At 37.2% G+C, this 20,576-nt stretch carries 20 protein-coding genes, 1 tRNA gene and 4 pseudogenes; 19 read left to right on the top strand and 6 right to left on the bottom strand.

What is annotated here, in order from left to right; translation table 11 throughout:
- Positions 1-136: 136 nt before the first annotated feature.
- The 3 genes and pseudogenes from rapA (at position 137) to AC4CUX_RS14110 (ending at position 4,356) form a co-directional block, all read left to right on the top strand.
- On the top strand, positions 137-2,974 hold the full coding sequence (gene rapA, locus AC4CUX_RS14100; protein WP_490747868.1) for an RNA polymerase-associated protein RapA: 2,838 nt from the start codon (positions 137-139) through the stop codon (positions 2,972-2,974).
- A gap of 161 nt (positions 2,975-3,135) precedes the next feature.
- Positions 3,136-3,402, top strand: coding sequence for a PAAR domain-containing protein (locus AC4CUX_RS14105; protein ID WP_004980182.1), 267 nt, complete (start codon positions 3,136-3,138; stop codon positions 3,400-3,402).
- A 138-nt stretch (positions 3,403-3,540) separates the two neighbouring features.
- Positions 3,541-4,356: pseudogene (locus AC4CUX_RS14110) on the top strand (alpha/beta fold hydrolase).
- Between the two features lie 38 nt (positions 4,357-4,394).
- Here the strand turns inward: AC4CUX_RS14110 and fabR are convergent.
- Positions 4,395-5,090, bottom strand: coding sequence for an HTH-type transcriptional repressor FabR (fabR, locus tag AC4CUX_RS14115; protein WP_004693528.1), 696 nt, complete (start codon positions 5,088-5,090; stop codon positions 4,395-4,397).
- 140 nt (positions 5,091-5,230) lie between these two features.
- Here fabR and AC4CUX_RS14120 point away from each other — a divergent pair, with 140 nt between their 5' ends.
- A complete protein-coding gene (locus tag AC4CUX_RS14120) occupies positions 5,231-6,298 on the top strand; it encodes a ferredoxin reductase (RefSeq protein ID WP_411935586.1) in 1,068 nt (355 codons plus the stop codon).
- 14 nt (positions 6,299-6,312) lie between these two features.
- Positions 6,313-7,407, top strand: coding sequence for a fatty acid desaturase family protein (locus AC4CUX_RS14125; RefSeq protein WP_184119188.1), 1,095 nt, complete (start codon positions 6,313-6,315; stop codon positions 7,405-7,407).
- A gap of 36 nt (positions 7,408-7,443) precedes the next feature.
- Here the strand turns inward: AC4CUX_RS14125 and AC4CUX_RS14130 are convergent, their stop codons facing one another.
- The 3 genes from AC4CUX_RS14130 to AC4CUX_RS14140 all read right to left on the bottom strand — a co-directional run bounded on the left by AC4CUX_RS14130 (position 7,444) and on the right by AC4CUX_RS14140 (position 9,633).
- A complete protein-coding gene (locus AC4CUX_RS14130; RefSeq protein WP_348960436.1) occupies positions 7,444-7,644 on the bottom strand; it encodes a hypothetical protein in 201 nt (66 codons plus the stop codon).
- A gap of 160 nt (positions 7,645-7,804) precedes the next feature.
- Entirely contained in the window at positions 7,805-8,461 is a 657-nt protein-coding gene (locus tag AC4CUX_RS14135) for an HAD-IB family hydrolase (RefSeq protein WP_348960435.1), read from the bottom strand.
- Positions 8,428-9,633, bottom strand: a complete 1,206-nt coding sequence (locus AC4CUX_RS14140; RefSeq protein ID WP_004980175.1) for a DUF1615 family protein — start codon at positions 9,631-9,633, stop codon at positions 8,428-8,430. Before AC4CUX_RS14140 ends, AC4CUX_RS14135 begins: the two co-directional genes overlap by 34 nt.
- A gap of 395 nt (positions 9,634-10,028) precedes the next feature.
- Here AC4CUX_RS14140 and AC4CUX_RS14145 point away from each other — a divergent pair, with 395 nt between their 5' ends.
- The 10 genes and pseudogenes from AC4CUX_RS14145 (at position 10,029) to AC4CUX_RS14190 (ending at position 15,064) form a co-directional block, all read left to right on the top strand.
- On the top strand, positions 10,029-10,433 hold the full coding sequence (locus AC4CUX_RS14145) for a transposase family protein (protein ID WP_490792460.1): 405 nt from the start codon (positions 10,029-10,031) through the stop codon (positions 10,431-10,433).
- A gap of 37 nt (positions 10,434-10,470) precedes the next feature.
- Positions 10,471-10,863, top strand: a pseudogene (locus tag AC4CUX_RS14150) (transposase family protein); the annotation flags it as partial.
- Between the two features lie 139 nt (positions 10,864-11,002).
- The gene (locus AC4CUX_RS14155; RefSeq protein ID WP_490792461.1) at positions 11,003-12,172 is read left to right on the top strand and encodes a type I restriction endonuclease; all 1,170 of its coding nucleotides are present in this window, start codon (positions 11,003-11,005) and stop codon (positions 12,170-12,172) included.
- Between the two features lie 271 nt (positions 12,173-12,443).
- Positions 12,444-12,659, top strand: a complete 216-nt coding sequence (locus AC4CUX_RS14160) for a hypothetical protein (RefSeq protein ID WP_004693517.1) — start codon at positions 12,444-12,446, stop codon at positions 12,657-12,659.
- Between the two features lie 278 nt (positions 12,660-12,937).
- Positions 12,938-13,147 carry a cold-shock protein gene (locus AC4CUX_RS14165; RefSeq protein ID WP_004693516.1) on the top strand — a complete coding sequence of 70 codons (210 nt, stop codon included), beginning with the start codon at positions 12,938-12,940 and terminating at the stop codon, positions 13,145-13,147.
- 341 nt (positions 13,148-13,488) lie between these two features.
- A complete protein-coding gene (locus tag AC4CUX_RS14170; protein WP_279678033.1) occupies positions 13,489-13,776 on the top strand; it encodes a head-tail connector protein in 288 nt (95 codons plus the stop codon).
- Between the two features lie 250 nt (positions 13,777-14,026).
- A pseudogene (locus tag AC4CUX_RS14175) lies at positions 14,027-14,296 on the top strand (hypothetical protein).
- Positions 14,297-14,400: 104 nt separating this feature from the next.
- Positions 14,401-14,526, top strand: coding sequence for a hypothetical protein (locus AC4CUX_RS14180; protein WP_017397253.1), 126 nt, complete (start codon positions 14,401-14,403; stop codon positions 14,524-14,526).
- Positions 14,527-14,603: 77 nt separating this feature from the next.
- Positions 14,604-14,891 (top strand): hypothetical protein, encoded by a 288-nt coding sequence (locus AC4CUX_RS14185; protein WP_336000315.1) that lies wholly within the window; start codon positions 14,604-14,606, stop codon positions 14,889-14,891.
- Between the two features lie 96 nt (positions 14,892-14,987).
- A tRNA-Met gene (locus AC4CUX_RS14190) sits at positions 14,988-15,064 on the top strand.
- Between the two features lie 189 nt (positions 15,065-15,253).
- On the opposite strand, the gene AC4CUX_RS14195 is transcribed toward AC4CUX_RS14190, so the two are convergent.
- Both AC4CUX_RS14195 and AC4CUX_RS14200 read right to left on the bottom strand, forming a co-directional pair.
- Positions 15,254-15,625: a winged helix-turn-helix transcriptional regulator gene (locus tag AC4CUX_RS14195; protein ID WP_490747864.1), complete on the bottom strand. Its 372-nt coding sequence runs from the start codon at positions 15,623-15,625 to the stop codon at positions 15,254-15,256.
- A gap of 230 nt (positions 15,626-15,855) precedes the next feature.
- Entirely contained in the window at positions 15,856-16,437 is a 582-nt protein-coding gene (locus AC4CUX_RS14200) for a hypothetical protein (RefSeq protein WP_490747863.1), read from the bottom strand.
- 434 nt (positions 16,438-16,871) lie between these two features.
- Between AC4CUX_RS14200 and AC4CUX_RS14205 the strand changes: the two genes are divergently transcribed.
- The 4 genes and pseudogenes from AC4CUX_RS14205 (at position 16,872) to AC4CUX_RS14220 (ending at position 20,495) form a co-directional block, all read left to right on the top strand.
- Positions 16,872-17,081 (top strand): cold-shock protein, encoded by a 210-nt coding sequence (locus tag AC4CUX_RS14205; RefSeq protein ID WP_004693506.1) that lies wholly within the window; start codon positions 16,872-16,874, stop codon positions 17,079-17,081.
- A gap of 106 nt (positions 17,082-17,187) precedes the next feature.
- On the top strand, positions 17,188-17,415 hold the full coding sequence (locus AC4CUX_RS14210; RefSeq protein ID WP_004980159.1) for a hypothetical protein: 228 nt from the start codon (positions 17,188-17,190) through the stop codon (positions 17,413-17,415).
- Between the two features lie 56 nt (positions 17,416-17,471).
- The gene (locus AC4CUX_RS14215) at positions 17,472-17,669 is read left to right on the top strand and encodes a hypothetical protein (RefSeq protein ID WP_010326560.1); all 198 of its coding nucleotides are present in this window, start codon (positions 17,472-17,474) and stop codon (positions 17,667-17,669) included.
- 636 nt (positions 17,670-18,305) lie between these two features.
- Positions 18,306-20,495 (top strand): annotated as a pseudogene (locus AC4CUX_RS14220) (TonB-dependent receptor).
- The last annotated feature ends 81 nt before the right edge of the window (positions 20,496-20,576 follow it).

Here is a 20,576-nt window from a genome sequence, read left to right on the forward strand (position 1 = left end):
GTACGTGGAATCATCAAATTTGCTCACTTTTTTAGTGAGCTTTATGTCAAAATATATTGCTTAAAGGTGTATAATTTTGCTCAAATATCAAACAATGTTTGAGCATTAAATTTGCAGTCCTAACTTGTAGATAAAGGTGGAAAAATTGCAGCAGTTTGCTATTGGTCAACGTTGGTTATCAGATACAGAAACAGAACTAGGTCTAGGAGTTCTTATTGATGTAGATGAGCGATCTGTCAGCATCTTATTCCCTAAAAGTGATGAAACACGTGTATATGCACGGAATAATGCACCTTTATCACGTATCATTTTTAACGTGAACGATGAATTACAAGATCAAGAAGGCACCAAGTGGACGGTTGAATCACATGAAGACCGTCATGGTGTGGTGCGTTATAACGTTGTTCGTCGCTTAGAAGATGGCACGGAAGAACGTAAATCACTGAATGAGACTCGCATTGGCGCTCAAATTCAGCTGTCTAAACCGCTTGATCGCTTATTGGCAAGTCAAATTGACTATAAAGAATGGTACGACTTACGTATTGAAGCGATGCTAATGCAAGCCAATATGAAGTCGAGCCCACTGCGTGGTATGGTCGGTTCGCGTGTCGGTTTGATTCCTCATCAGTTGTATATTGCACACGAAGTGGGTCAACGTTTTGCTCCCCGTGTTCTTTTAGCCGATGAAGTGGGCTTAGGGAAAACCATTGAAGCTGGGTTGATCATCCATCAACAGCTTAAAACGGGACGCTCTGAACGCATTCTGATTTTGGTGCCAGATTCACTGCAATATCAGTGGATGATTGAAATGCGCCGCCGTTTCAATTTGCAGTTCTCTTTATTTGATTTAACTCGTACGGCTTCAATCAAAGAACATGACCCTGAACTGAATCCATTTCTGACTGAACAATGCATTATTGCCTCAATTGATCTGATGATTGACCATGATGATTTGCGTGAACAAGCTCTAGAAGCGGGTTTTGATCTGTTGGTGGTCGATGAAGCACATCACTTGATGTGGAATGAAGAAGATGGCGGTAATGATCGCTATGACCTCGTTGAAGAATTGGCAGAAAAAACACCGGGCGTTTTATTGTTAACGGCAACCCCAGAACAGCTGGGTGTGGAAAGTCACTTTGCGCGTTTACGTTTACTTGATCCACAGCGTTTTAGTTCGCTGGATCGTTTCTTGGATGAAGAAACCCAGTATCAACAAACTGCAAAAATTGCTGAAGTACTGATGTCAGATATGCCACTTGAAGAAGGGCATTTAGCTGCATTGGAAGGTTTGTTAGGGCATCGCATTGAAGATGCACCAGAACAACGTTTCCGTGCCATTCATGAGCTTTTAGACCGTCATGGTACAGGGCGTATTTTGTTCCGTAACACCCGTGAGGCCATTCAAGGTTTCCCAGGTCGTGACTGTCAGCCTGCACCTTTGCCTGCACCAGAAAACTGGTCTAAAGATGGTAAATTGCGTGAACAAATGTGGCCAGAAGAAGCGCAGCTTGACGGTGCGTGGATGGAAGCTGACCCGCGTGTCATGTGGCTCATGGAAAAACTACGTACAGACTTAAAACACAAAAAAGTATTGCTCATTGCACGTACTGGTCCCGTGGTTGAAGCGCTTGAAAATGTACTCCGTTTACATGCGGGTATTCGTACTGCAATGTTCCATGAAGGCATGAGTTTGCTTGAGCGTGACCAAGCGTCGGCTTACTTTGCTGAAGAATCTTATGGTGCACAAATTTTACTGTGCTCTGAAATTGGTTCTGAAGGTCGTAACTTCCAATTTGCATCAGATTTGATTTTATTTGACTTGCCTGCAAACCCAGATGTACTTGAACAACGTATTGGCCGTTTAGACCGTATTGGTCAAGAAAATCGGATTCAAATTCATGTGCCGTATCTAATTGGAACAGCACAAGAACGTATGTTCCGTTGGTATAACGAAGCATTAAATATTTTCAGTAATATCTCGCCAACTGCTCAAACTTTACAAGAAAACTTTATTGTTGAATTGAAAGATTGTTTACTGACAGATCAAGGTCAGCAGTTTGATGACTTACTCGAAGCAGTTAGCGTACAACGTGAAGCCTTAGAAGCAGAGTTACAATCAGGTCGTGACCGTTTACTTGAATACAACTCTTGTCGTCCAATTGTGGCGCAAGAAATTGTACAAGCGCTTGAGTCTTATGATGACAACACCACTTTGCCAATGTTTATGAAGCGCTTTATGGCGTCGACAAACATTGATTTTGACGAGCAAAGCAACGGTACAGTCATCATTAAACCAACCGATCAAATGCAAGTTCAAGGTTTAACCTTGGACGAAGAAGGCATGACTGCGACCTTCTACCGCGATCAAGCTCAGATACGTGAAGATGCTCAGTATTTAACTCTTGAGCATCCATTTACTGAAAGCGTAATGGAAATGATCAACACTCAAGGTTTTGGTAGTACCAACGTTGCAGTGTTGAAGTCAGCTGCTTTACCGCAAGGTTCAGTATTGTTAGAAGTGTGGTTTAAGGTCGATGTGGTTGCGCCGAAAGCATTGAATTTACCTTCAAGCTTACCGCAGCAGCTGGTTCGCGTCTTGCTGAGTGAAAAGGGTCAAGACCTGTCGCAGAAAATTGCCCCTGAAATCTTAAAACCATACTTGCATCATTTGGATGGTAATAGCTGTCGTCAAGTCGTGAAAGCACGCCGTGAAGTGATTGAGCAGCGTTATGTACAAGCATTAGAGCTTGCACGTGCGGCTTTACCAAGCTTTGTGCAACAAGCGAAAGAAGTCTACGGTAGCAAGTGGCAATACGAAATTGACCGCCTGTCTTATTTAAAGCAGTTTAATCCGAGTATTCGTGAAGATGAAATTTCGCGTCTACAAAAACTGCAAAAAGAAGGTCTCGGTTTGCTAGATGGCCTATCGGTCACACCAGAAGCAATTCAAGTGATGGTTGTGGTTAAACCATAATTGGAATTGCTGTATGAAAAGCACCTTCGGGTGCTTTTTTAATGAGTCCTTAAAAAAATGGATGTCTAAGTTGTATTTGAAAAGTAATCCATTGAAATTTTAAGCGCTTGCTTATGCTAGAATTTTCGCCATTAAAACTCTAATGTATCGAACAATAAATTATGTCTAAAGCTTTAGTAACAATGGGTTCAAAAACAACACATGGTGGCATCGTCACTGAGTGTGAGAACAGTTTTGTGATCAATGGTATTGCTGTGCACTTAAATGGAATGAAGCATTTTTGTCCTAAGTGTCGAATGGTGGTTTCTGCGATTGCAGCAGATCAGAGTACAACGGTCTTGGGGCGTGCTGTGGTGATTGCAGGAGACAAAACCAACTGTGGCGCTACTTTTTTAGCTAATCAGAACTTAACTGTTTCTGCAAAGTAATGTCAGATCTATTCCGGAATATTTTTAAAATTGGCCGAAGTGATCAAAGTCTATGACTTAGCATTCATCCTGCGCCATTTCGTTTAGATTGAAAAACGATTATGGTAAATAGGCTATAAAACAATAGATCTGAATGACATGAGCAAACCAGCCTTACACTTTACCCATGCAAACGGCATTCCCTCGGGCAGCTATCAAAAATTCTTTCAGTTTTTAAATAAAGATTTTGATGTCAAAGCGATTCCGATGATTGGTCTAGATCCGCACTATCCTGTGGAATACCGTTGGGAAGCATTGGTGGACCAAGTTATTTCAGATATTGAATAGCAGTTTCCACGGCAACAAGTGATTGGTTTAGGGCATTCTTTTGGTTCTTTACTCACGCTTATGGCGGCTTATAAAAAACCACAGTTGTTTTCGCAAGTGATTATCATGGACCCCCCGTTTGTGATTGGTTCCAAGGCCTTTTTATTTGAAGCGTTACAAAGGCTAGGATCAAAGTCCATTGAAAAACTTACCCCAGCTGCAGTGACTGTCAAGCGTCGTGATCATTGGGAGAGTATTGAGCAGGCCAGTCAGGCGCTCAGACCGAATCGTATTTTTAAAGACTTTGATGAACAGTGTTTTGCGGACTTTATAGCATGTGGTTTAAAAAGTGATTCGACTCGAAATGGGGTGACGCTAACCATTCCCAAACATACTGAAGCTGAGATCTTCAGGACAGTGCCTGCGTGGTGGTGGCGTACCCCACGCAAAGCACCTGATATGCCGATTCATGTGTTGACTGCAAAAGATAGCCATTTCTATAAGCAAGGTTTACCCCAAGGGATGAAAAAAACCTATGCGATCGACTATAGTGTGCTTGAAGGTGGGCATATGTTTCCGCTAGAACAACCGAAACAGACCGCAGAATTTGTGCACCAGCTCATTAAAGAGCAACAGCGAAACAAATAATAAGATATTTCAGCGAATCTGTTGGGTGTAATCACAGATTAGCGAATCATCGCTTCATCCAAATGACGCGAACCTTCCAAAATCATGCGAATCATGATCATGGTTTGTTCAGCCATTTTTTTACGCTCTACACTTGGCATATCAATCACTTTGGCACCCATATTGAAAACCAATTGGGTGATTGCCATGGACACCAATTCAGGGTGGAAGAGTTTGCTATTATTTAAACGTTCTAAACGAATTAAATCATCTTTGAGTTCTTGCTGGAAATAATTCAACTGTCTTTCGACCGCATTTTTATAAGATGCTGAACCCGTATATGCTTCGCGTAATAGCAGGCTTAAGTTGCCGTCATCCGCATCTAGTTGTTCAATAAAAACTTCGACTGAGCTACGAATAATACTTTCTTGGCGAATGGCCTTAATCCGTGCTTCATGCAAAATTTGGCGTAGCACAACACCTGCACGTTCAATCAACTCAATAGCAAGTTCATCGGTATCTTTAAAATGACGATAAAAACTATTCGGCGCAATGCCTGCTTCACGTGCGACTTCACGCAAGCTCAGGGATGCAATACTTTTTTCAGGACCAATCAAATTTAAAGCAGCTTGAAACAGTTCATCTTTTGTAATCGTTGCTTTTCGACCAACACTACGTGCAAGCACTGGTGCATGTTTTTTTGAAGCTTCATGCTCTGTGTTGGTTGTATGGGTTTGAATGGTGGTCGGTGTCATATTTATCAAGTAATTAAATCAATCGGTTCATTATAGCCCCACTGGTCGGCATTGTGAAACGAAACGAAACAATCAGAGTATATATACAAATATATATACATGTGTATAATAATTCAAAATCTATGGCGTGGTCCTTTACTATGCAGATCCTTGAAAGAACTAAATCTCCTTTAACTGAGTATGCTGAGAGTGTTATAGACCGACACACAACTAACTTTTGGCTTCAAAAAATCAACCCACTTTGGTCGATACACCAAACTTTGGGTAAAGTGGTAAAAAAAGAGCAAGTTGCACACGATATGGTGAGCTTGACGCTGCAAACCAATCGTCATTTTCAAATGGGGCAAGCGGGGCAACACCATCCTGTATATGTCGTGGTTCAAGGCGTACGTTATGAACGTACCTATAGTTTGACCCAGATTGATGCGCAACATGTCTTACTGAATGTAAAAATGGTAGACCAAGGCAAGGCAAGTCATTGGCTATGTGAGCAGGCTCAAATCGGCGATGTTTTAGAATTCGGTCAGCCTTATGGCGATATGCAATTGACTGTAAATGATCAACAGTTAATTTTACTTGCTGCGGGCAGTGGTATTACCCCCATGCTGAGTTTACTGAAACGTTTAGAGAAGACCGCTAAGCTTAAAAAGCAGCCTGTACATTTGATGTATTGGGTGAAAAAACATACTGATGCAGCTTTCAAAGCATATTTTGAGCAACTAGCAGCACAATACTCAAACTTCACATTCAGCATGTTTTATACCCAAGAGTCAGATGAAGGTGAGCGTTTAAACCAAAACCATATGTCTGGATTGGATCAGATTGAAAATGCAACGGTATATGCATGCGGCCCTTCAGGTTTTGTGGCTACGGTTGAGCAGCTTTTCGCTCATGCCAATACCTTAAAAACTGAAGCGTTTAGCATGAGTCCATTTGCAAATGATGATGTTGGTTTTGTGAATATTACCTTAACAAAGTCGAAGAAAATTTTAAGCATTCCCAAAGGTCAATCCATTCTTTCAAGTTTGGAACAGCAAAATGTTAAGCCTCAACATGGCTGCCGTATGGGAATCTGTAACAAATGTGCCTGCAACAAAGTTGAAGGTTCGACTAAAAACTTGGTCAATGGTGCACAAAATTCTGAGCCTGGAAATTTTCTAAAAATTTGTGTCAATACGGCACAAACCGATCTTATTGTTGATTTATAAGGGGAATAAATACAATGAATATGCCTGTTAAAGTTGAATATTTTAAAAACCCGAAGAATCGTGAGTTAACGACATTTGAGTTGGATGAACTTGCACGTGAGCTAGATGCCATTAAGCAAGAAGTACTGGATGATATTGGCGAGAAAGATGCGCAATATATTCGTCGTGTCTATGCAGCGGTGCGTTATGCATCTATTGCAGGTCGTGCATGTTTATTTGCAGGTTGGTTCCCACCTGCATGGGTGTTGGGCACGGGCTTGCTGAGTTTTGCCAAGATTATGGAAAACATGGAATTAGGTCATAACGTGATGCACGGTCAATATGACTGGATGAACGACCCTAAGTTTAATGGTCAAAACTATGAGTGGGACATCGTAGGTACAGCAGACAATTGGCGTCAGACCCATAACTACAAGCATCATACCTATACCAACATTAAAGGAATGGATGATGACATTGGCTATGGTCTGCTTCGATTATTCCCTGAACAACGTTGGAAACCGGGCTTTTTATTACAACCGATTTATAGCATTCCATTTTGTTTGTTGTTCCAATGGGGCGTTGCGATCCAAAACTTGGAATTAGGCAAATACTTCAAGGGACGTAAAAGCAAAGCGCAGACTTTAGCTGAATGGAAACCTATGCAGCGCAAAATTGGTAAACAATTGTTTAAAGATTATGTGTTTTTCCCACTCATTGCAGGACCTGCGGCGTTGCCTGTCTTTACGGGGAATTTGATTGCAAATGGTATCCGTAATATGTGGACATTTAGTGTGATTTTTTGTGGTCACTTCACCAAAGATGTGGAAGTTTTCCCGAAAAAAGTACTGGAAAATGAAAGCCGTGGTCACTGGTACATGCGACAAATTCGTGGTTCATCGAATTTAACGGGTTCTGAAGCATTCCATATTTTGACGGGGCACTTAAGTCATCAAATTGAGCATCACTTATATCCAGATGTACCTGCGCGTCGTTACCGTAAAATGGCACCGAAAGTACAAGCAGTGTGTGAAAAGTATGGCATTAACTATAACAATGCCAGCTTAGTAAAACAGTATGGTAGCGTCATCAAACGTATTGTGAAATATGCATTTCCCTTTAAAAAGTAAGTAAAAAAGCCACTTCATTTGAAGTGGCTTTTTTTGTTATTTACTAAATTGACGTAAGGTCTTTACCAGATGATGGTAATCACCTTGTTTGGCGATATTGAGCACATGTTCAATTTCGTGTTTTAACCATTTTTGTTTTGAAGCATTAAAAGCGAACTTCGCCAATAATACAAAGGGGCTTTCACCGAATTTAATCGAAAGACCTTTGACATACTTGGGTGGAGATAACTGTTCCATACTGATGCCTTTTTATAATTTAAGTGGAATGGTTCTCAAAATATTTTTATTAGGCAAAATTTATCATAAATATATTTTTTGGTAAATAAAACATACTGAATTTTAATAATAAATATTTTTAAAAATTTAATATGGCTAATTATTAACCTGCACTTAATAATTAGCTTATTTGACGATGATTTGATGTTTCTGACAAGTCAGGAAGACTTAAATCTGTCCCTACCAAATAGCTAAAATCAGCTAAAGACAACATTTGTTTATCTTCAATGCTATTTCCATAAGCATAAACGGCATGATAACTATCCAGCGCATATTTTTCTTGGATACGTTGAGCTTTGTACTCACAGCTACAGTCCGCAGTCAGATAACGCCCTGTATAGTGTTGCTGGTCTTGTTCAACTTGGGTACAGATCAGTTCAATTGAGAGGATTTCACACACATATTTTAAATAGATATCAATTGAAGCAGAGACCAAAACCACATCATCGCCCAAACTTTGGTGTTGCTTTAGTTGGCTATAAAGTGCTGGATTAAGTCCTTTGATTAAGAGTTCTGCATAGCGTTTTGCATAAGCGTCAATTTCGCTCACTTCAGCTTGCTTAAACATCGCATGGAAAAGTTTAGAGCGCATATGATGGGCAGGATAAAAACCTAAATAATAACTTTGAATATAAGGCAGAACTTTTAAGCCTTGTAGAGCAATATGCCGTTTCGAGTGTACATAGAAGATGAACCCCGTAAAACTGTCTTTGTCATACAGGGTGCCATCAAAGTCAAATAAGGCTAGATTTTTATGCGCTTTGCACGTTGCATGCATGTTTGATAACGTCCATTGACACGAGTGGCAAACCAGTTGGTATTGTAGTCACGGCTGAGCTTTGGACCAGAAATGACGACTTCTGGCATCATGGCATAGAAAGGTTCTTTTTTAGTGACTTCTTGATAAAGCTTAGCCACAGCACGATAGGTGGCTGTATCTTCAAATTTCTTCTCTTTCTCTTTTTTCAGGTCAGAGCGAATTTGACGTGGAGTAACCAAAATATTGTGCTGAGCGAAAACACTGATGAGTTCACGCTCTGATTGACTCTTTGCAGATTTAGGTGAGCCATCTTTGCCATAAAGTAACAAGTCACCGTCTAAATCAAGTTCAGCTTCAGTTAAGTCATTCAACATACTTTGGAAGGCTGCATTTCGACTTGAGTACATACCTGAGTTATAGTCAGCAAAACGGTAAAGCGGTTTGTCATAGTCAGCAGGGTACATCATCAGTCGGTGGATGCCGTAGTACAGACCACCATATTGGCTATAAAGGTCGGTACGTAGGTCAGCCATGCTGCCACCTTCGCGTTTATTGTCTTTGGCATAACCGATATGCACTTGCATTGAACCCAATGTAGTAATTGGGTTCATTTTTTCGCCCACGTCTTGACCCACAAGTTTGGCTGCACCTGTGAGTGCACTGACGTGATAGTGCTTTGACATATAGTCAAAAATTTCACGGTACAGTTCATCCAGTTCACGTTCTGTTTTAACGCGGCGCATTTGGCTTAAATAGTTATCTTCAGGACTCGGCTGCTCTTTTAAAACCTGTTGGAAATAGCCTGCAATGGTGCCACCAATGGCATCACCGAGCTTATCTTTAAATTTTTCATCTAAGCGATCTTGGACTTCTTTAACCGCTTTTTCACCTAAACCGTAAACTTGTGGGTCTGCAACAAAGTTAGACTCTTGATCAACCACGGCAATGATCGAACACATATTCTCTTTATTTTGCGGAATACCAAACTGCTCTGAAATATCGTATATATCTTCAGCCCATGAACGGCGGTCATTTACGCGTCCGGGAATGATGCGTGCGATTTGTTCAGCATTGAGCTTAGGCTCATCATCTGTCCACCATGAACGATCACCGCAGGCGGTTAAGCCTATAGATATGGCCAAGACACTTAGTGTTTTTAAACCAGAAGAAAGAAACAGCTTTTTATTCATAAACAGAGAACACATGATAAAAGGTGAGCCGAAACAGCAGGTGCAGTATACTATGTCGGTCGAAAAAGTGATGAATTTATATGTATATTGGTCGGTATCAACTGTCAAATCATTTGGTTGTTGTTCCTATGGCAGGTGGGTTGGGTTATTAAGAAGAATGAATATTATTCAGTCTGTTATCTGTTTTATTATGACGGATGGCGCAAAATTAGTGTAATAGATTGAGGAGAACTTAACTTATGATTTTTCCATTTTTTGAGATTCGTTTTTTTAATAAATTAAACAGAAAATAGTTCAACGAATAGAATAGACTTCCGTCATAAATCAAAAAACGTACAATTTATTTGATCTTAAATTAATCAGCAAAATTATTTAATTCAAGCGATAATCCTTGGATGAAATTCAAAGATATTCAAAAATTATCAGACGTTAAGTTTCGTAGGCTTACCGGTGTTAGTTGGGCTACATTTAACCTCATGTTGGCCGAGCTAAATAAGCATTTACCTCGTCATATTGGTAAAGGACGACCGCATAAATTACCGTTGGAAGATCGTTTGCTCTTATGTATAGAATATTGGAGAGAATATCGAACATTTTTCCATCTTGGTATGAGTTACGGTGTATCTGAAACGAGTGCAATTCGTATCACACGTGCTATTGAAGATACCTTAATCGGTTCTGGAAAATTTAACTTGCCAAAACAACTTCCTAATCGAGATGAAGTGGATTGGGAAGTTGTTGTGATTGATGCCACTGAAATATTAGTTCAACGTCCAAAAAAAACAGAAGAAATGGTATAGCGGTAAAAAAAAGCGACATACCTTTAAATTTCAGCTATCTATGCACTATACAACAGGTGAAATACTGAGTGTATGTGGAAGTCATGGAAGCATGCATGATTTTAAAATATTTAAAAAAAGCATGAGGAAATTAAAATTTAAGCCCTTTTTTATCGTTGATAAGGGGTATTTAGGGATAAAGAAATTGGGTTTTGGATGCCTCATGCCATCTAAAGCAAAGAAAACTGAAAAACTAGATTCTGAATTAAAAAAGTTAAATAGAGAGATTGGTCGTAGACGAATTCAAGTAGAGCATGTATTTGGAAGGATGAAATGTTTTAAGATTTTATCTTGTGTATATAGAAATCGTCGTAAAAGATTAAACCTGCGGTTTAATTTACTTGCTGGCATATACAATTTAGATTGGGTGAAAGATAAACAATTAAATTGATTGAAAAATGATTTATGAAGGAAGTCTAATGTAATGATATTCTAAAAACAAATTTAAATTAATATTTGAAAAATAAAGTAAAAGGGTTAAGATCTAAAATTAGATCAAAAAATGTACTTGTAATAATAATGAGGGGAATATGGAAAATTTTATTAATAGACTAAGAAGCCATATTGAGCATGTGAAAAAAGTAGGGGGCCACTGTACTACAGAAGAAACAACTAAGCAGGCTTTAATCCTTCCTTTATTAGATATTTTAGGTTTTAGCCCTTATGACCCGACCAAGGTGCTTGCAGAATTTGCAGCTGATTTTCCAGGTGTGAAATCTACAGAAAGAGTTGATTATGCTCTTTACTGTAATGGGCAACCTGTAATGTTTATTGAAGCAAAACCTTATGTTGCTAATTTAACGAATCATGCTCCGCAGCTATCTAGATATTTTAATAGTAGTTTAGGGGTGACGATTGGCGCGATCACAAATGGTAAAGAATGGAGATTTTTTACTGATTTAATTAATCCAAATGTGATGGATGATAAGCCATTTTTAACAGTTGATTTTACGAAGAATAAAGCCGAGGATTTGACACAGCTAGCTGAGTTTAAACATGATAATTTTCATGTAGAAAAGCTACGCTTTTTTGCTGAAGAAAATCAATATATCCAGCAGTTTAAAACTGTAATAAAAAGAAGTATTAATGAAGTTGATATTGATTTTGTTCGCTATGTGGCTCAACAAGCAAGTATTCCTCGTCAATTAAACACTAAATTTTTAGAGTCAATTCAGCCTTTTGTAAAACAAGCTGTTGAGCAGCCAATTAGTGATACCGTTGTTAAAGGACTATCCTCGCCTACAATTATTACTGCCCAGCCAGTTGAACAAAAAGTAGAGGAGACTATTGAGATTGTGTCTGAAAGCTCAACGCTAGCTGACATTGTTAACTCTGAAAATGAAAGAATTGTGACTACTGTTGATGAACAGGAGTTAAGTCGTATTGTGACAGAGCTCTTTCCTGAAGTTGAATTGGTGGCTAAAGACACAGAAAGCTATTTTAGCGTGCTGTTTCAGAATAAAAATAATCGTTGGTTATTTAGATATGATGTAAATCGTAAGAGACCAACCATTCAGTTTGCAGTAGCAATTGATGACTATCGAAAAAAAGAGTTAGAGCGGGCAGGATTGGAAGTGCAAAATAACGGTCAAGTTTTTTTAGATAAACCTGAACACATATATAGAGCCGTAGGCATTTTAAAAGATTGCTTGGATTACTGTAGTAATGATGACAACTTTAAAAGAGCATCTAATTCCTAATAGAAAAAGCCACTTTATAAGTGGCTTTTTCATAGCACAGTAAAAACTTCATACTTGAGAGATAGGATAGATCTTATTTTGTCATTACAAGTCATCCTTGGACGTGACCGTCGTGCAAAGATATCAAAATGATGTTTCTAATTTTCGATGAACTATGAATAAGAGTTATGGAGTACAGCCAAAGGCTCGGCAACAAGCCTCAAAAGCTAATCAAAGAGTAGGTTTTTTTATTTGTGCTATAGTTTAATTGTTACTTAGCAGGCAGAACAATATGAATATCTGTATTGGTGGTGACTTGGATGGTCAAGTAGTGATTTTAAATAAGATGCGATTTAATGCAAAAGAGATAGATCAAAATAAATCATCGAGCTATATCAAGCAAAAGTACGTTAAGGGCGATCAAGTCTTTAATTTTTGGCGACATGCAGAAATGAAAATATGGGATGTTACTCATCAAGTTGAGTTGATTTTAGGAAAGAAAAATTAGCTAGAAGTGGGCAAATAAGCTTTATTCGCTTTTAGTGAAGATTTTCTTATCAATATGGATGAAAAAGCATTTCATGTGGGGTTGGGTGGTAGCAATAAAATAATATGTTAAGGTCTATCTATTGCGCGCTAAAAAGCTTATAGTGATAGTGTATTAGAATTATTTATTTTATTGTATTTACTAAAGTTATTTCGCAATTGATTCAACTCTGCGGTTTATCCGATGTATATGATTTAAAAGATTAATTCTTATATTTTTCAAAATTTAAGAGAATATTTATGTCAAACATTACAACTGGTACCGTTAAGTGGTTTAATGAAACTAAAGGCTTTGGTTTTATTTCTAGCGATACTGGAGAAGACGTTTTTGCACACTTTAGCGAAATCCAATCAAACGGTTTCAAAGTGTTGAATGAAGGTCAACGTGTTCAGTTTACGATTGTAGCTGGCAAGAAAGGCCCTCAAGCAAGCTCTATCACAGTAATCTAAGAATATTGTGAATTAAAAAACCCGCTTCAGTTAGCGGGTTTTTTAATGGCAGCTTATTTACTATTCGGTTGTTCAGGCGTCGTACGCTCACTATCTTTAGGCGGTGAATGGCTTATTTAAAAAACATATGAACAAATATTAATTGATCTATAAGAAATCTTTTGAAGGACTTATTAAGAATAGTAGAAAAATCCCTAGATAAAGGGATTTCAATGCCAAGTAATCAATATGAGAATAGGAATGAGGTGAAATTGTGATATTTGCTATGACACCGTAAAAGACTCTAGGAACGAGTTTAGTGATGAAAGTGTAAAAGCTGACTCGGAAAAATGGAGTGATCTATGAGTATTGTTGAATTACATGAAGTGAAGTGCCACTTACACTATGCCGATGATAGCAATGATGTTTCATTAAAAAGCTTTATTGTTGCTGGTGACGCTATAATTAAAAACTACATTACAGATAATTTTGGATCGGAATATCCATCTGCCATTAAACAAGCTGCTTTATTATTAATCGAATACTGGGAACAGCACAGAAAAGATGGGGGTGAGGTGTCTGTGAATGGTAACTACCTTCCGATACCCGTACTCTCTTTGCTTAATCTATATCGTAAGCCCACTGTTTGATAGGTGATGTAGATAATTGTATATATCTTTAGGTAGGTATATTTGAAATTATGATAATTGCAATTGAGAATTATTTGCATTTATTGGGTTTGTGCGTTAGAATCAATTTCAAGAATAAAATTTGACAATGATGTTTCATTAACCCAGCTCTATTGATTCTCCAGAGGCTGGGTTTTTTATCTGCTTTAACAAAAAATAAAATTAGGTTAAATTATACCGATTGTTAAAATAAATATGAGAAGAATAGACCATGAATAAAAAATTTGAATTACATGTACTCAGTCAAATCTATGACTTTCTAATTGAAAGAGAAGGATTTACTGCTCTGAATCTTCATTTTTAGGTTATGGAATTTTTTAGGGAGTTACATGTGGGGGATAAGAGGGATTTTATTGTTTTGGCCCCGAATAAAATCTCAGGTAATTTCGGTGAGGTTACTCATATTCACTTATTAAATATTCCACATTTCCATGAAAAGGAAAAATTCATTCATTGGGCACATAAAGTTCTAAATCGCTAAGCGCCTAATCTGTAAAGAAAGAAAATAATATTGTTTCATAAATTAAACATTGAAATCTTTAGATTTTGATAAGTTATATTTTTAAATCGTGCTAGGCAAAAATGATGAAAATATTTGCAATAGTAAGTTTAGTTTTAATGCTGGGATTAACGGCATGCCAAAAAAGAGATACAGATACGAAAGAGCAGGATAAAACTACAACGCCACATTCCATGGATAAAGATCAGTAAGAAAAAGCTTGCCAAATGGTGGGCTTTTTCAAGAGTTAAAATGGTATAGTAGTGCTGTCATTTAAGTACTTTTTTCTATGTCTGAAACCTATAAATACATTTACACCCAAATTAGTACATTTGGATCATTACCTACACATAAAGTTCTTATAAGTAGTGTAGGAAGGAAGACAAAATTAGTTTTCGCTGATAATACTTTTGTTTATAGTACTGTTTCTAATTGGGCTTTAAGTCATTCGGGTCTTGATTCTAGGAAATCAATATGGTCTGAAGAGCCTAAGTCATTTTTAGACAGTGAAAAAACAAGATTAAGCATCTATAGAGCCTCACATCCTGCTTTTATCACTGAAGCAAGCATTGGTTAAGCACTAGAATTTGTATGTTGCTCATGTAATAACTGCTTATATTACAAATAAAGTTTGCTTTGTGGGTGCTTAGGGCGTATAAAGCTAACTCGTTGATGCGGGATGGAGCAGTCTGGTAGCTCGTCGGGCTCATAACCCGAAGGTCGTTGGTTCAAATCCAGCTCCCGCTACCAACGAAAAAGATTCAAAGTTTATAGCCTAGTCTTCACAGATTAGGCTTTTTTTATGGCTGGTTAATTTTATACATAGCGGTTTTTAAGAACGTGCTTTTATACAAGTTACTGGAATGGTGTGTAAGCAGTGAAAGCACAGTATTTCTAGAAAATATCAGAGTTGTAAGTGACGTAAAACAGGTTTAAGTTTTATTCTGATTCTAAAGGCATAATGGGTTTTCCAAATAAACCAATATTTTTATCCCCCCATTGTTTTAATGCAACCAAAATAGGTGCTAAAGAAGTGCCTAGTGTTGATAATCGGTATTCTACTTTAGGAGGAACAACGGCATAAACCTTTCGTAGAATCAGTTGATCCTCTTCAAGTTCACGTAATTGTCTAGTGAGCATTTTTTGAGTGACATTTGGAATTTTCTTCCTCAGTTCATTAAACTTTAAAACATCATCTTCTAATAAATGCCATAAGATAATACTCTTCCATTTACCATCAAGTAAGCCTATGGCAGCTTCAACAGAACATCCTGGTGTGCAATCAAAACGCGAATGTTTTAGCTTACCCATTTCAATAGTATCCTTTTGGTAACTATAAGACGAATTTGTCTGTATAACGGCTTTGTTGCACAAAGATTTCATAACTATATGATTTTAAAAGTTTTGATTATTTTTTGATCCAAAATTAAATTTATTTAAATCAGATGCTTACATATTTATGCAACAAAGCCCTTTGTGAGTATTAAAAATCTTAAGTATGGAGGATTTTGTATAGTTGTGATTATTTGAATACCCAAGAGCTATTTCACTGTTCCTGCTTTTTGCATTTCTTGGTAAAGCTGATCAAGATAATGTTGTTGTTGGACGTTATCTTTAAAGTATCGTTGATAATTCACACTACAACTATCGATATCGGCGATATTATTGAGATTGAATGTCCAATCATCCGTATTTTTAACACGAATGCCTAAGTCATCACTACATTTCTGCCAAAGTTGAGAAAAGCGCGTCTGCTTATGGCTTGGGAGTTGGTTGAAACGTGCATAAACGCTGAAGCCTTTCATTTCTGAGTTAAAATATTTGTGAATAAAACCAATGGGTACACCACCCCAATTCATTGATTGATCTTCTGGGAAGGAAATTCTGATGAGTTTTTTTTCGTTCAGTAATGAATCTTGTTGGCCTGATTTAAAATGTTGTTCTTCATATTCTAGTTTTGTGCCTATAGGTACATTAATCTTTTTCACGATCATTGGTTGTGTCGTGATGTAATAGGGATAATCAGACCTACTATTGCCGCCTGTAGGGTTCATATTGCCAACACATGCTCCCAAATTTGAGAGTAGGGCGATGCAAAAGATTAATCTAACTTTATTATTCATTATTGATCCTAAGAAACTGTATTTAAAGGCTATTTTATTTATCTAGAATACACACATAGTACACCTTATGCGAAACGTTTGAAATTTCACCTCTAGCCTCAATATTTTGGTTCAAGCTATTCTAAGGCTCAGCACACGACTAGGGCTTTTTTTAGATGCTACACTACTATTTTTAAGGACGTTTCAATTGATTGCAGGAAACACCTAATATAATTAAAATTTATGACAGCTATAAATAACTTGAATATTTATTTTTTTCATGTATACTTGGCCTAACTAGAAAAAAGTAATGTTTAGTAAATCTTCTTTAAGTATCGCAGTTTTAGTCATAATCCTCCGTTGTTTCAGATATTAAGCTCCACTTTTATTATTTTCAAAGTTACATCTAGTCATTTATTTTTGACTAAAATTATTAAAATTCAGCAGGATATATTATGTCTACTACAGTTACCGGTACAGTTAAATGGTTTAATGAAACTAAAGGCTTTGGTTTCATTCAACAAGAATCTGGTCCAGATGTTTTTGCTCACTTTCGCGAAATCGCTAGTTCAGGCTTCAAAACATTGCATGAAGGCCAACAAGTGTCATTCAGCATAGAGCAAGGTCAAAAAGGCCCAAATGCTGTAAATATTGTTGCTTTATAAGAAGCATTAAATATAAAAAAGCACTGAACAGTGCTTTTTTAATGACTAAAAATTATTAATTAAATATTTATTCCTTGGTGGAATATATGAAAAAAACTGGTGAAAATTGAAAAAACTTAATACCTTAATTGCTAAATCTTCAAATGGTACTGAAATTATAGTCTCGCTAATTCCTCTGAATAAAATGCAAAATACCCGTGATGGATTGAAATCTATTGAAGTGGGTAAGCGTGTGCTGCTTCAGTCTGGAATCGAAGTAGACTTAAATTTAGATGGTAGAACATTCTATACCGCTTTAAATCAATTATTTAAATTTAACTATAAAGTTGCCTAACTAAATATTTGATTATATTGTTTTTTAAATGAATTAATATTATAAGTATAGAAAAAATGTTAAAGAAAAATGTTACTGTCAAAGATCAATTCGGTACTGAATACTCTATTCAGGCAACTGTAGATAAAAACTCTTGCAGCACAATGTTGCATTCAAATTTAAGATATATTACTGTTGATGGCGAAGACATTCGTCCTGGTTTTGAAATGTTCTTCCAAAGTCTAAATAGCGGTAAAATTTTCAAGTTGATCTGAACGTTATTAGTTTTAATTTGGTCGTGACGACTAATACTACAATATCCTAAACAACCCAAATCATTCCTTCTCAAATCTATTTAAATTATAGAACAGTTATTTTAGATAATTTGCAGAGGGCTATGTCACACAGAACACGTTTATTAATAAATAGTTTAATGACATAGCTAAAATGTCTTTTTAGCAAAAATATTTTGTAAAAATATGGATTTAGGCACTTTTACTATATGAAGGCTATTGATTTATGGATTGTTAGCTTGTCCACGAGGAATTCTTAATCTCCAAATTTCTTCCAATGATTGGTTTCTCGATGCAGCCCTTTGCCTATTATTCGTTATATTGCTAGCTCAATTCGCTCCTAAATGAGTTCCAAAAGCGTCTTCCGCAAATAAGTATTTATAAACCAAATCCATAGCTGGTTTCTGCCGTATAACAATAATAGCTATATCATATTTGAGCTCTTTGAAAGTAAGTATAGAAATACTAGCGTATGACGATCAACACCTGTTTGAACTGAAGGCTGCTTTTTCGTATTAAAGATAGAATTTACTGCATTAAAAAATATAATAAAAAGTTTTACATTGAAATTAATAATAATTATCATTCTCAAAAATATTTTACAAAAGAGGAATAAAAATGCGCTTGTCTCACTTTAGTCTTTGTTTGCTCACTACGGCTATTTGTACTCAACTTTATGCAAACGATATGACTTCAGCATTAACTGAAGCAAAAAAAACAGAGACTAAACTTCCAACTATCGTGATGACAGCAACACGTACACCCAAAACTATTGCTGAAATTTCAGGAACTGTCCAAACCATTTCTGCTGATGAAATTGCTCAACAGGCTGGCCCAGGTCGTAAAGTTGCAGATGTTTTGGCGCAACTGGTTCCATCTTTAGCACCAAGCAGTGGAACGAGTAGTAATTATGGTTAAACTATGCGTGGACGTAATGTACTTGTAATGATTGATGGGGTATCACAAACGGGTTCACGTGATGTGTCACGTCAGTTAAATAGTATTAGCCCAAATATGATTGATCACATTGAAGTGGTTTCTGGTGCGACCAGTATTTATGGTTCAGGTGCGACAGGCGGGATTATTAATATTATTACTAAACGTGCCGATAAATCAGAACCAGTTAGTTTTCAAGCCAAATTGGGTGTGACATCGGCAGATAACTTCCGAGGTGATAGTTTGGCTTATCAAGTTGGACAAACAGCTTCATTTGCAAATGACAAAGTTGATGGTTTTTTTGGCTTAGACTATACCAATCGTGGCTCACAATTTGATGGTAATGGGGATCGTATTTCATTAAGTCCTTGGCAGGGCAGCACCATGGATACTGATACTATTGATGTGAATGGTCGTTTAAACTTTAATTTAACTGACAACCAAAGCTTAAGTTTTGGTGCTCAGTACTATAAAGATGAACAAGATACAGAATATGGGCCTGATTATTCTTATTTACTTACCAAAACAGCTCCATCTTTAAAAGCGGTCAAAGGTTGGAGCTTAGATAATCAGCCGTTTACTGAACGTTATGCTTTTAATACGCAGTACCAAAATCAGGATTTTTTAGGACAAGTTTTGAATGTTGAAGCATACTATCGAAATGAGAAGTCACGCTTCGTACCTTATGGTTATTCAGCTGACGGTGTTAGTGTAAAGCAAAGTCAATCCAATGTGGATTACGCAGGTATTCGTTCAACTTTACAGTCTGATCTTGTAGTTGCTGACCGTGATTTAAAACTAACTTATGGCTTAGACTATGATTGGGAAAAAGACCATCAGTGGGCAGACTACTACACGCCAAGCAATAATGGTTTAGTTTATACCCCAACTGGAGAAAAACAAGGCTCAGGACCAGATACTGAAATTCAGAATATTGGTACCTTTATACAAGGGGACTATGCCGTAACTGATCAGCTTAATATTCAAGCTGGGGTACGTTACCAATATGTTCAGGCAGACACAGACAGCTATTTAACTGCACGTAAGCCATATACATTAATGGCGGCAGACTCTACAGATTCAGAGAAATTTCTGTTTAATCTAGGTGCTGTTTATAAGCTAAATGATGTACAACAAATTTATGCTAACTTCTCTCAAGGCTATAGTTATCCAGATGTACAACGCGTATTGCGTGACGTTGCAGCATATACTTTAACCACGTCTGGTATCGCTCCAATCACTGTGAATAGCTATGAACTAGGCTGGCGCTTAAATCAAGACACAGGCTTAAATTTGGGCTTAACAGGTTTCTATAATAACTCTGATAAAGTCGTTCAATTTAACTCGAATCGTTCTGTAAATGTTGTCGACACAGATCAGCGAGTTTATGGTGCGGAGGCAACAGTAAGTTATCCATTTATGGAAAATTATAAGGTGGGTGGCACTTTAGGTTACACAAGAGGCCAGTATAAGGATGTGGCCAATAACTGGCATGAGTTAAACGCTTTTGCAGTATCACCAGTGAAAGGCACATTGTTTGCAGAATGGAATAATGAAGATGGCTATGGTGTACGTGCTCAAATGCTTGCAATCAAAGGAACTGACAAAGCCTATAAAGATGACTTAGAGTTAAAAGCAGCTGGACTGAGTGATAGTAACAGTGCAGCAGAGATTAAAGGTTATACGACTATGGATGTATTAGCACATTTTCCAGTAGCGAAAGGCCGTATGGACTTTGGTGTTTATAATCTATGCGGTAATCAATATAAAACTGTATTCGCCCAACAAGCAGCAGTGACCAATGCCAACTCATTGTTAGCGATCCCAGCGGAAGGTCGTACTTTTGCACTAAGTTATACCATTAATTACTAATGGTGCCTGAAGCATGTTATGTAGAACTTTTTAATTCTATCTAAAATAATCGGGATAACATTTTTAGTTAAATTCCTAAGA

The organism is Acinetobacter sp. 231_lipA (assembly GCF_058243005.1).